Raw genomic sequence first — 12370 nt, 5'->3', positions numbered from 1 at the left:
GGGGGTGGGGCGGGGCGCGGGCGGGGCGGGCCCCCCCCGGGGCCGCGGGGCCCCCCCGGGCCCCCCGCGCGGGCGCCCCCCCGGGGCCCCCCGCCGGGGGGGGCCCCCCCGCCGGGGGCCCCGGGGGCGGGGGCCCACACCCGTATATCTGCCCGGCAGCGCTACGGAAGCTGCGCCGCGCGCGCCTCCCGGCGGTTGCCCCGGAAGGTGTTCACCCGGCGGAACGTGGCGAACAGCGGGATCACGGCGGCCAGCACGAGCTGGAGCGCACAGCCGGTCTGGAGCAGCAGCTGACCGCCGGGGGCGTCGAAGGCCCACGCGGCCAGCAGGCCCATCGCGGCGACGATCCAGCTCAGCATCGCGACCGCCAGCGGACCACGCGGCTTCGGGTACTCGACCCGGCTCACCATCAGCCAGGCGGTGCCGACGATGGCCAGCACCGTCGCCACGAACGGCAGCTCCAGCAGGACGACCGAGACGACCGTCAGCGCCCCGAACGGGCTCGGCATCCCCTGGAACACCCCGTCGCGCAGCGTCACGCAGGAGAATCTGGCCAGCCGCAGCACGACCGCGAGCAGCACCACGATCGCCCCCACCGCGGCGACCCGCTGATGCGCGTCGTCGGCGACCAGGCCGTAGACGAGCACGAAGTAGGCGGGCGCCAGGCCGAAGCTGATGAGGTCCGAGAGGTTGTCCAGCTCGGCCCCCATCGGGGAGCTGCGCAGCTTGCGCGCGACCAGACCGTCGAACAGGTCGAAGACCGCCGCGCACAGCATGAGGATCACGGCGGTGGCCGCCGAGTGGCGGGCCATGCCCGACTCGTCGCTGCCGGTGAGGTGCGGGATCAGGATGCCGGTGGTGGTGAAGTACACCGCCATGAACCCGCACGTGGCGTTACCGAGTGTGAGGGTGTCCGCTATCGACAGCCGCATCGAGAGGGGCAGCTCCGCCGCCTCGTCGCCCTCGGCCGTCAGCGGCTCGGCCTCCGGCACCCAGCCGGCCTGTGTCTCGGGATCAATCACGGTCAATGCGAGTCACCCCTGCCACGGTCGGCTGACCGACCTCGACGTCGGCCTCCACGCCTTCGGGGAGGTAGAGGTCCACACGCGAGCCGAAGCGGATCAGGCCGATGCGCTCGCCCTGCTCCACCTTCGTACCGCTCGGCACGTAGGGCACGATGCGACGCGCCACGGCCCCGGCGATCTGGATCATCTCGATGTCGCCCAGCTCGGTGTCGAAGTGCCACACGACCCGCTCGTTGTTCTCGCTCTCCTTGTTGAAAGCCGGGACGTAGCCGCCGGGGATGTGCTCCACCGACGTCACCGTCCCCGCCAGCGGAGCGCGGTTCACGTGGACGTTGAGCGGGCTCATGAAGATCGCGACGCGGGTACGTCCGTCCTTCCACGGCATGATGCTCTGCACCACACCGTCGGCCGGGGAGACGACCCGGCCCTGCGTGATCTCACGCTCGGGATCGCGGAAGAACCACAGCATGCCCGCCGCGAGCGCGGTGGTGGGCACGGCCAGCGCCGCGGCGCGCCCGGAGCGGCGGGAGCGGACGAGGCTGACGGCTGCGGTGGCGACGGTCGGCAGGAGCCACGGCGATGCTCCGCGCGCCAGGCGGACCCGGGCGCGAGGCGCGGAGTTTTGGCTGTCGGGCATGGATGACCTTCGTAGCGGATGAATGCCGCGCGGGTAACGGGGGACGGCGGCTTTCCCGGGATGGTATCGGTTGCGGCCCGCAACTGAGCAAGCCAGGAAGCGAGTCGGAGGCCGAACTACACCTACGGAGTGTGATCTTCTTCTCGGAGAAAACGCCCCATACGCGATATGTCAACCCTGGACCCGGTACTCCTCCAGCAACCTCCGGCCGATGATCATTTTCTGGATCTCGGCGGTACCTTCACCGATCAGCAGCATGGGCGCCTCGCGGTACAGACGCTCGATCTCGTACTCCTTCGAGAACCCGTACCCCCCATGGATACGGAACGCATCCTCGACGACTTCCTTGCAGTACTCGGACGCGAGGTACTTGGCCATCCCCGCCTCCAGGTCGTTTCGCTCCCCGGAGTCCTTTTTGCGTGCTGCGTTTACCATCATCGCATGGGCGGCCTCGACCTTGGTCGCCATCTCGGCCAACTTGAACTGCACCGCCTGGTGCTGCGCGATGGGCTTGCCGAAGGTGTGGCGCTGCTGCGCGTAGCCGATCCCCAGCTCAAAGGCGCGCCGGGCCACTCCGCAGCCCCGGGCGGCCACGTTCACCCGCCCCACCTCCACGCCGTCCATCATTTGGTAAAACCCTCGGCCGCTGCTCCCGCCGAGTACACAATTGGCCGGAATGCGTAGGTCGTCCATGAGCAGCTCGGTCGTGTCGACGCCCTTGTAGCCCATCTTCTCGATCTTCCCCGGGATGGTCAGACCGGGCCGGACCTCGCCGAACCCGGGCTCCTTCTCCACCAGGAAGGTCGTCATCGAGCGGTGCGGCGCGGTGCCCTCGGGCAGCCCCTCGTCGGTGCGGCACAGCACCGCCACGAGCGAGGAGGTCCCCCCGTTGGTCAGCCACATCTTGCGGCCGTTGAGCACGTACTCCTCGCCGTCCCGCACACCCTTCGACGTGATGGCCGACACGTCCGAACCGAGGCCCGGCTCGGACATGGAGAACGCGCCGCGCACCTCGCCCAGCGCCATCCGGGGCAGGAAGTGCTCCCTCTGCTCCGGCGTGCCGTGCCGCTGGAGCAGGTACGCCACGATGAAGTGCGTGTTCACGATGCCGGACACCGACATCCAGCCCCGGGCGATCTCCTCCACGCACAGCGCGTAGGTGAGCAGCGACTCCCCGAGTCCGCCGTACTCCTCGGGGATCGTCAGCCCGAACAGGCCCAGCTCCCGCAGCCCGTCGACGATGGCCTGCGGGTACTCGTCCCGGTGCTCCAGCTCCGTGGCGACCGGCAGGATCTCCTTGTCGACGAAGTCCCGCACCGTCGACAGGATCTCCTCCTGCACCTCCGTCAGGCCGTGCGTGTGCGCGAGCCGGCTCATGACTGGTCCTCCCTCAGGCTCGGGCGGCCGGGCTGCTCCCCGCCCCGCCGGTCGACGTACTCGGCGGTCGGCACCATGACCTTGCGGCGGAAGACGCACACCAGCGTGCCGTCCTGGTTGTGGCCCTTGGTCTCGACGTGCACGACCCCCCGGTCGCTCCTGGACCGCGAGGGCCGCTTGCCGAGCACCTCCGTCTGGCCGTACAGCGTGTCGCCGTGGAAGGTCGGCGCCACGTGCCGCAGCGACTCGACCTCCAGGTTGGCGATCGCCTTGCCCGAGACGTCCGGCACCGACATGCCCAGCAGCAGGGAGTACACGTAATTGCCCACCACCACGTTCCGGCCGAAGTCGGTCGTCGACTCCGCGTAGTTGCTGTCCATGTGCAAGGGGTGGTGGTTCATCGTCAGCAGGCAGAACAGGTGGTCGTCGTACTCCGTGACGGTCTTGCCCGGCCAGTGCCGGTAGACCGCGCCCACCTCGAACTCCTCGAACGTGCGGCCGAACTGCATCGCTCAGTCCTCCGGGATCTCGAAGGAGGTCGTGCGCCGCAGACCGGCCGCCCGCCCCTTGCCCGCCACGACCAGGGCCATCTTGCGGCTCGCCTCGTCGATCATCTCGTCGCCCAGCATCGCCGAGCCCTTCTTCCCGCCGGCCTCCGACGTGCAGTACGCGTAGGCGTCGAGGATCATCTCCGCGTGGTCGTAGTCCTCCTGCGAGGGGGAGTACACCTCGTTGGCCGCCTCGACCTGGCCCGGGTGCAGCACCCACTTGCCGTCGAAGCCCAGGGCCGCGGAGCGCCCGGCGACCTCGCGGAACGCGTCCACGTCCCGGATCTGGAGGTAGGGCCCGTCGATCGCCTGCAGATCGTGCGTACGCGCCGCCATCAGGATCTTCATGAGGATGTAGTGGTAGGCGTCCGCCCCGTAACCGGGCGGCTGCTCCCCGACGACGAGGGTGCGCATGTTGATCGAGGCCATGAAGTCGGCGGGCCCGAAGACGATGGTCTCGGTACGCGCGGAGGCGGCCGCGATCTCCTCGACGTTGACCAGGCCCCTGGCGTTCTCGATCTGCGCCTCGATGCCGATCCGGCCGACCTCCAGGCCCATCGTCTTCTCGATCTGCGTCAGCAGCATGTCCAGGGCGACGATCTGCCGCGCGTCCTGCACCTTGGGCAGCATCAGGCAGTCCAGGTTGTGGCCCGCGCCCTCGACGACGGTCACGACGTCCCGGTAGGTCCACTCGGTCGTCCAGTCGTTGACCCGTACCACCCGGGTCTTCCCGCTCCAGTCGCCCTCGTTGAGGAACTTGACGATCGTGTGCCGTGCCTCCGGCTTCGCGAGCGGCGCGCACGCGTCCTCCAGGTCGAGGAAGACCTGATCGGCCGGGAGGCCCTGGGCCTTCTCCAGGAACCGCGGGTTGCTGCCGGGGACGGCGAGACAGGAACGGCGCGGGCGCAGCCGGTTCACGGGGGACGTGGCGCCCGGGGTGGCGCCGCTCACGGCGGTGGTGTCGGTCATGCGGGAACCTCCAGGGGGTCGAGCGTGTGCGCGGAGCGGATCTCGTCGACGATACGGCCGATGATCTCCGTGATACCGAAGTCCTTGGGGGTGAAGACGGCGGCCACCCCGGCCCGCCGCAGCAGCGCGGCGTCCTTGCCCGGGATGATGCCGCCGACGACGACGGGCAGTTCGGCGGCGCCCGCCCGGCGCAGCCGCTCCAGCACGTCGGGGACGAGCTGGGCGTGCGAGCCGGACAGGATCGACAGCCCCACGCAGTCCACGTCCTCGGCCAGGGCCGCGTCGACGATCTGCTCGGGGGTCAGCCGGATGCCCTGGTAGACGACTTCGAAGCCGGCGTCCCTGGCGCGCACCGCGATCTGCTCCGCGCCGTTGGAGTGGCCGTCGAGCCCCGGTTTGCCCACCAGCAGCCTCAGCCGCCCCCGGCCCAGCTCCTCGGCGGTCAGGGCGACCCTGCGGCGTACCTCGGCCAGGTCCGAGCCCTCCTCGACGCTCACCGCGACGGGAGCGCCGCCCACCCCCGTCGGGGCGCGGTACTCGCCGAAGACCTCGCGCAGGGCGTCGGCCCACTCGCCGGTGGTCACCCCGGCGCGCACGCACTCCAGGGTGGCGTCCATCAGGTTCGCGTCCGTGCGGGCCGCCTCCTTCAGCTCGTCCAGCACCTGGCGCACGCCCGGGTACAGGTAGGGATCGGCCAGGCCCTGCCGGTCGGTGGACTCCTCGCGTGAGGCGCGCCAGCGCCCCAGGGCCCGCACCGCCTCGTCCTCGATACCGGGGTCCACGCTGAACACGGCCGTGTCCAGGTCGGCGGTGAGCGGGCTCGGCTCGGCCTCGGTGTGGCAGTTGACGCCGACCACCTTGTCCTCGCCGGACTCGATCCTGGACCGCCGTTCGGCGTGCGAGGCCACGAGCTGCGCCTTGAGATAGCCGGACTCCACCGCGGCGAGCAGCCCGCCCACGTCCTCGATCCGGGCCATCTCAGCCTCCGCCGCGTCGGCGAGCTTCACCGTCTCGGCCTCCACGACGTGCGAGCCGGCGAACAGGTCCCCGTACTCCAGCAGGTCCGACTCGTGGGCCAGGACCTGCTGGATGCGCAGCGACCACTGCTGGTCCCAGGGCCGGGGCAGGCCCAGCGCCTCGTTCCACGCGGGAAGCTGCACCGCGCGGGCGCGGGCGTCCTTGGAGAGCGTCACCGCGAGCATCTCCAGCACGATCCGCTGCACGTTGTTCTCCGGCTGCGCCTCGGTCAGGCCCAGCGAGTTGACCTGGACCCCGTAGCGGAACCGGCGCTGCCGCTCGTCGGTGACGCCGTAGCGCTCCCGGGTGACGCGGTCCCAGATGCGGGTGAAGGCGCGCATCTTGCACATCTCCTCGACGAACCGGACCCCGGCGTTCACGAAGAACGAGATCCGGCCCACGACCGCCCCGAACCGCTCGGGCGGCACCTGTCCCGCGTCGCGCACCGCGTCGAGGACGGCGAGGGCCGTGCTCATCGCGTAGGCGATCTCCTGGACCGGGGTGGCCCCGGCCTCCTGGAGGTGGTAGCTGCAGATGTTGATCGGGTTCCACTTCGGCAGGTGCGCGACCGTGTAGGCGATCATGTCGGTCGTCAGCCGCATCGAGGGGCCCGGCGGGAACACGTGCGTCCCGCGCGAGAGGTACTCCTTCACGATGTCGTTCTGCGTCGTGCCCGTCAGGGCGGCGAGGTCGGCGCCCTGTTCCTCGGCCACCACCTGATAGAGCGCCAGCAGCCACATCGCGGTCGCGTTGATGGTCATCGAGGTGTTCATCCGCTCCAGCGGGATGCCCTCGAACAAGCGCCGCATGTCCCCGAGATGGGACACCGGCACCCCCACCCGCCCGACCTCGCCGCGCGCCAGGACGTGGTCGGGGTCGTAGCCGGTCTGGGTCGGCAGGTCGAAGGCGACCGAGAGCCCCGTCTGCCCCTTGGCGAGGTTGCGGCGGTACAGCTCGTTGGACGCCTCCGCCGTCGAGTGGCCCGCGTAGGTGCGCATGAGCCACGGGCGGTCCTTCGCGCGTTCACTCATCGGGCACCTCAGACGTTCCGGAAGAGGTTGATGGAGTCGAGGTGGCGGGAGCGCAGTTCGTGGTCCCGGACGCCGAGCCCCTCCTCGGGCGCGAGCGCGAGGACGCCGACCTTCCCCTGGTGCCGGTTGCGGTGCACGTCGTGCGCGGCCTGCCCGGTCTGTGCCAGCGGGTAGACCTTCGAGAGGGTGGGGTGGATCCTGCCCTTGGCGATGAGGCGGTTGGCCTCCCACGCCTCGCGGTAGTTGGCGAAGTGCGAGCCGACGATCCTCTTGAGCGACATCCACAGGTAGCGGTTGTCGTACTCGTGGGTGAAGCCGGAGGTGGAGGCGCAGGTGACGATGGTGCCGCCCTTGCGGGTGACGTAGACGCTCGCGCCGAAGGTCTCGCGCCCGGGGTGCTCGAAGACGATGTCGACGTCCTCGCCCCCGGTCAGCTCCCGGATGCGCTTGCCGAAGCGCTTCCACTCCCGGGGGTCCTGGGTGCGCTCGTCCTTCCAGAAGCGGTACCCCTCCGCGGTGCGGTCGATGACCGCCTCGGCGCCCATGCGGCGGCAGATCTCGGCCTTCCGCGGGCTGGAGACGACACAGATCGGGGTGGCGCCCCCGGCGAGCGCGAACTGCGTGGCGTAGGAGCCCAGTCCGCCGCTGGCGCCCCAGATCAGGACGTTGTCGCCCTGCTTCATGCCGGCCCCGTTGCGCGAGACGAGCTGGCGGTAGGCGGTGGAGTTGACCAGTCCGGGCGAGGCGGCCTCCTCCCAGGTCAGGTGCTGGGGCTTGGGCATGAGCTGGTTCGACTTCACGAGCGCGATCTCGGCCAGGCCGCCGAAGTTGGTCTCGAAGCCCCAGATGCGCTGCTCGGGGTCGAGCATGGTGTCGTTGTGGCCGTCCGCGGACTCCAGTTCGACGGAGAGGCAGTGGGCGACCACCTCGTCGCCCGGACGCCAGGCGTTGACCCCGGGGCCGGTGCGCAGGACGACGCCCGCGAGGTCGGAGCCGATCACGTGGTACGGCAGGTCGTGGCGCCTGGTCAGCTCGCTGACCCTGCCGTACCGCTCCAGGAAGCCGAAGGTGGACAGCGGCTCGAAGATCGAGGTCCACACGGAGTTGTAGTTCACCGAAGAGGCCATGACGGCCACCAGGGCTTCCCCCGGGCCCAGTTCGGGGACCGGGACCTCGTCGAGGTGCAGGGAGTCGCGCGGGTCCTTGTCGCGGGTGTCGAGCCCCGCGAACATCTCGGTCTCGTCCTTGTGGACGGTCACGGCGCGGTACGCCTCGGGGAGCGGCAGAGCGGCGAAGTCGTCGGCTGTGGCCTCCGGCGACTGGATCGCGTCCAGGATGTCCTTCACGGTGGTGCCTCCGGCGGGTGGGTCTCCTGCCCGCGGGAGCCGGACCGGCTCCCGCGGGAGGAAGGCTTTGGTAGTGCTGTGGAGGTGTGCCGTCGGTTCGGCGGTGGTGGTGCGTGGTGCGGGTGCACGAGAGCGCGGGTGTGCGCGAAGAAGTGCCTGTGACGCAGGCGTCCGGGCGCACGGGGCTCGGGCCCCGTGGGGACAGCCGGCGGTGGGGAGGTGTTCCCCGGACCGGCCGCCCGGACCACTTCAACGTATGGCACTGCGTGCCAAGCGACAAGGCACCGGGTGTCAAACGCACATCTCAATTGGGCAAAGAACCTGCTCAGATGAGCGATGATCGATCGTTCGTGACCGGTGGCGGCGTAAGGTGCGTCGCCACATCCGGCGCGCCGCCGACGGCTACCCGCCGGGACCGGAAACCAGAACGGAGAGTGACCGACCCCGTTCCGGTGGTCGGTCACTCTCCGTGCGCCGGGGGGCTCTGGGGCCTCCCCGGGACGTGCGCCGCGGGCCGCGCCCGCGTCAGCGGCGCGCGTCCAGCGCCTGCTGGATGGTCCGCATCACCTCGTCCAGCGGCGCGTCCGTCCGCGCCACCGTCACCAGTACTTCGCCCCGCGTCTCGGCCGAGGTGCGGACGGCCCCGCCGGCCGGCTCGCCGGTCCCGACCCCGAAACCGGCCCCGAAGGTCGCGCGGACGATCGCGAAGGCCCGGTCGAGCTGCGCCATCACGTCACCCTCGCCGCCCGCCCGCAACCAGCGCCGCAGCACGTGGTTGTGGGCCGTCACCACGGCCGAGGCGGCGACCTCGGCGAGCAGCGGATCGTCGTTCCCGCTCTGGTCGTGCTCGTCGAAGTGCCCCAGCAGGTACCGCGTGAACAGCCGTTCGTACCGGGCCACCGAGGCGATCTCGCGCTCCCGCAGGGTCGGCACCTCGCGGGTGAGGCGGTACCGCTCCACCGAGACCGCGGGCGAGGCGGCGTACATCTTCATGACCTCTTTGATGCCCCGGCACACCGTGTCGAGCGGGTGCTCGTGCGGCGGGGCCGCGTTCAGCACCGCCTCGGCCCGCACCAGGGTGTCGTCGTGGTCGGGGAAGATGGCCTCTTCCTTGGAGCGGAAGTGCCGGAAGAAGGTCCGCCGCGCCACCCCGGCGGTCGCGGCGATCTCGTCGACCGTCGTCGCCTCGTACCCGTTGGTGGCGAACAGCTCCATCGCCGCGGCCGCCAGCTCCCTGCGGATCTTGAGCCGCTGCGCCGCCGCACGGCTGCCCGCCGTGGATTCCGGGGCGCTCCCCGCCTGGCTGCTCGACGACCGGGAGCGGGCGGAGGGGGTGCGCGGGGGCGTGGCGGGCTCGGACATGCCCCGAACGTACTGCATGGACCCGCCCCCGCGTGCCCCGGTCGTCTCAGCGCCGCGCGTGCTCACGGAAGCCCCGTCCGCTCTTGCGGCCCAGGCAGCCCGCCGCGACCAGATGTTCCAGCAGCGGGGCGGGCGCGAGCCCCGGGTCGCGGAAGGCCCGGTGCAACACCCGCTCGATCGCCAGGGAGACGTCCAGGCCCACGGTGTCGAGGAGTTCGAAGGGCCCCATCGGGTAGCCCCCGCCCAGCCGCATCGCCAGGTCGATCTCGTCCGGCGAGGCGTAGTGCTCCTGCACCATCTTGACCGCGTTGTTCAGGTACGGGAAGAGCAGCGCGTTCACGATGAACCCGGCGCGGTCGCCGCAGTCCACCGGATGCTTGCCGAGCGCGCCGCACACCGACCGGACCGCGGCGTGCGCCGCGTCCGCGGTGAGCACCGTGCGCACCACCTCCACGAGCTTCATCGCGGGCGCCGGGTTGAAGAAGTGCATCCCCACGACCGACTCCGGCCGCCGGGTGACCCGGGCCAGCGCGATCACCGGCAGCGACGAGGTCGTCGTCGCGAGCACCGCCCCCGGCCGGCACACCTTGTCCAGGGTCGCGAACAGCTCGCGCTTGACCTCCAGATCCTCGGCCACCGCCTCGACGGCCAGATCGACCGCGGCGAAGCCCTCGTAGGAGCCGGCCGGGCTCAGGCGCGCGAGCGTGCCCTCCCGTTCCCCGGCCGTCATCCGCCCGCGCCGCACCGCGCGCTCCAGCGAGGCGGCGATCCGCTCCACGGCCGCCTCGGCCTTCCCGGTGGTCCTGGCCGCGAGCACCACCTCGAAACCCGACCGCGCGAACACCTCCGCGATCCCCGAGGCCATCGTGCCCGAGCCGGCCACCCCGACCGTACGCACCCGCGGCTCCGTGCCGAGCCCCGGGCCGGGCGGGGGCGTCAGCGCGTCGGGAACCGTCCGCGCCGAGCCGGGCGCCGCGTAGCTGTAGAAGCCGCGCCCCGCCTTGCGTCCCGTCAGGCCCGCCTCGGTGAGCTGGCCGAGAATCGGCGCCGGAGCGTGCAGGCGGTCCTGGGAGGAGGCGTACATCGCCTCCAGCACGGTGTGCGCGGTGTCCACGCCGATCAGGTCCAGCAGGGCGAGCGGGCCCATCGGCAGACCGCAGCCCAGCCGCATCGCCGCGTCGATGTCCTCCCGCGAGGCGTACCGCGACTCGTACATCGCCGCCGCCTGGTTCAGGTAGCCGAACAGCAGCCCGTCCGCGACGAAACCGGGCCGGTCGCCGACCGCCACCGGTTCCTTGCCGAGGCCGGTCGCCAGATCCGTGGCCGCGCCGACCGCAGCCGGCGAGGTCAGCACCGAGGACACGACCTCCACGAGCCCCATCGCGGGCGCCGGATGGAAGAAGTGCAGACCGAGGACCCGCTCCGGGTGCGCCGACTCGCTGGCCAGCCGGGTCACCGACAGCGCGTTGGTGCCCGTCGCGAGGATGGTCTCCGGCCGCACGACGGCGTCCAGCGCGCGGAAGACCTCCTGCTTGACCGCGTACGACTCCGTGGTCACCTCGATGACGAGATCGGCGTCGGCGGCGGCGCCGATCTCGGTGAAGGTGCGCAGCCGGGACAGGGCCGCGGTGCGTTCCCGCTCGCTCGTCCGGCCGCGCCGCACGGCCCGTGCGGTCGCCTCCTCGACGGCCCTGCGGGCGCGGCCGACGGCGGCCGGGTCGATGTCGACACCGATGACCTCGTGACCGGCGCACACGAGCAGTTCGGCGATTCCGGTGCCCATGGTGCCGAGCCCGACGACGGCCACCGTGCCGATCGTGGACGCACGGGGGGACGCGGAGGAGAGGGAGGAGGGGGACACGGGCGAAGGACGGTCCATCGCGGACTCCAGGAGAAGAGAGGTGACGACTGGCACGGGTTCGGAACGCGGGGGAGGGGGCGCGCGTCGCGCACGGGCCCCGCGAGGGCGCCATCGGCGCGGTGGGCCGTACCGGTGTGCGCCGGTCACGGGACACACGCCGGGGCGTACACCGCCCCGGAGAGCGCACCCGGAAAGGGGGAACGGGGAAACGAGGAGAGGAACCGGCCCGGCCCTGTCCCTGAGCCCAGCCGTACCGCGTACGGAGCACCACGCACCGCGCGCACGGCACGAGAGCCGCACGCCGAACCGATGTGCCCGCGGCGGCGGTCGGGAGACCGTGCCGGGGGCGGCAAGCCCTCCCCGCACGGCTGCGTCACCAGGCCGTGGCGGAAGAGAGGCGCGGGGGATACCCGCTCGTCTGAGCTTAACTCGCAAGTAATGAGCGCGCCAGCCCCCGTGTCCGCCGAACCGCGCCCCGCACGGCTCCCGTTCGGGCCCTCCGGTCCGCTGACCCCGCCCTTCGGCAGGTACTACCCTCGGCTTCCATGAACAAAGAGTTGCGCTCGCTCACCGACCGCTTACGGCGTGAGGCCGTCATCGACGGGGAGCAGGCGGCCGAGGAGTGCGAACGGCTCGCCCGGAAAGCCGGCCACGAGGAGCTGGTCGAACTCCTCACCGCCCCCGGCCGTCCGCTGTGGGCACGCGAACTGGCCGCCTACCGGCTCGGAACGGCGAAGGACCCGCGGGCCTTCGAGACCCTGGTGCTCTTCCTCAACCACCGTGACCCGCAGCGCTGCGAGGCCGCGGCACGCGCCCTCGCCGCGCTCGGGGACCCCCGCACGGCCCGCGCCGCCGCCTCGCTCGTGACCAACGAACTGCGCGTCGCCTACGCCCTGCACGCCGTCAGACTGCTGACCGCCCTGCGCGCCCCGGAGTCCGTGCCCGCGCTCATCGCGACGCTCGAACGCCGCCTCGGGCGCAACGACCCCTACCGCACCGTCGCCCTCGCCTGCGTCGCCGGGCTCGGCGTCCTCGGCGACCGGCGGGCCCGCCGGGTGCTCCAGTCCGCGCAGCGCCACCCCGCACTGGGCGCGGCCGCCGCGGCGGCCCTGGCCCGTATCCCGGAGCCCCGGCGCAGGGCGCCCGCGCAGCGGCGGGCGGAGTCGCAGAGCTGAGCGGTTCACGCCCCGCGCGCCC

General features: G+C 71.7%; 10 protein-coding genes. 1 reads left to right on the top strand and 9 read right to left on the bottom strand.

The genetic code is table 11. From position 1 onward, the window contains the following. Nucleotides 1–161: 161 nt before the first annotated feature. From pssA to ACFYMP_RS27710, 9 genes are all read right to left on the bottom strand, one after another. On the bottom strand, nt 162–1028 hold the full coding sequence (pssA, locus tag ACFYMP_RS27750; RefSeq protein WP_388862657.1) for a CDP-diacylglycerol--serine O-phosphatidyltransferase: 867 nt from the start codon (nt 1026–1028) through the stop codon (nt 162–164). Then, on the bottom strand, nt 1015–1662 hold the full coding sequence (locus ACFYMP_RS27745; protein WP_388862655.1) for a phosphatidylserine decarboxylase: 648 nt from the start codon (nt 1660–1662) through the stop codon (nt 1015–1017). The genes pssA and ACFYMP_RS27745 overlap by 14 nt, the downstream gene beginning before the upstream one ends. A 171-nt stretch (nt 1663–1833) precedes the next feature. Further along, on the bottom strand, nt 1834–3039 hold the full coding sequence (locus tag ACFYMP_RS27740) for an acyl-CoA dehydrogenase family protein (protein WP_388862653.1): 1206 nt from the start codon (nt 3037–3039) through the stop codon (nt 1834–1836). Beyond that, entirely contained in the window at nt 3036–3548 is a 513-nt protein-coding gene (locus tag ACFYMP_RS27735) for a MaoC family dehydratase (protein WP_388862651.1), read from the bottom strand. The genes ACFYMP_RS27740 and ACFYMP_RS27735 overlap by 4 nt, the downstream gene beginning before the upstream one ends. A gap of 3 nt (nt 3549–3551) precedes the next feature. Further along, nucleotides 3552–4556, bottom strand: a complete 1005-nt coding sequence (locus tag ACFYMP_RS27730; RefSeq protein WP_388862649.1) for an HpcH/HpaI aldolase/citrate lyase family protein — start codon at nt 4554–4556, stop codon at nt 3552–3554. Then, nucleotides 4553–6604, bottom strand: coding sequence for a protein meaA (locus ACFYMP_RS27725; protein ID WP_388862647.1), 2052 nt, complete (start codon nt 6602–6604; stop codon nt 4553–4555). Before ACFYMP_RS27725 ends, ACFYMP_RS27730 begins: the two co-directional genes overlap by 4 nt. Nucleotides 6605–6612: 8 nt before the next feature. Next, on the bottom strand, nt 6613–7950 hold the full coding sequence (gene ccrA / locus ACFYMP_RS27720; RefSeq protein WP_388862645.1) for a crotonyl-CoA carboxylase/reductase: 1338 nt from the start codon (nt 7948–7950) through the stop codon (nt 6613–6615). Between the two features lie 525 nt (nt 7951–8475). Further along, complete coding sequence (locus ACFYMP_RS27715; protein ID WP_388862643.1) at nt 8476–9312, bottom strand: TetR family transcriptional regulator; 837 nt, start codon at nt 9310–9312, stop codon at nt 8476–8478. 46 nt (nt 9313–9358) lie between these two features. After that, on the bottom strand, nt 9359–11191 hold the full coding sequence (locus ACFYMP_RS27710; protein ID WP_388862641.1) for a 3-hydroxyacyl-CoA dehydrogenase family protein: 1833 nt from the start codon (nt 11189–11191) through the stop codon (nt 9359–9361). Nucleotides 11192–11718: 527 nt separating this feature from the next. Between ACFYMP_RS27710 and ACFYMP_RS27705 the strand changes: the two genes are divergently transcribed. Continuing rightward, nucleotides 11719–12348, top strand: a complete 630-nt coding sequence (locus tag ACFYMP_RS27705) for a HEAT repeat domain-containing protein (RefSeq protein WP_388862639.1) — start codon at nt 11719–11721, stop codon at nt 12346–12348. Nucleotides 12349–12370 lie beyond the last annotated feature (22 nt).

The sequence above is a fragment of the Streptomyces sp. NPDC007088 genome (genome assembly GCF_042869355.1).
Lineage (GTDB): Bacteria > Actinomycetota > Actinomycetes > Streptomycetales > Streptomycetaceae > Streptomyces.
Note: the sequence above shows the minus strand (reverse complement) of the source record. Positions and strands in the feature narration are given on the sequence as shown.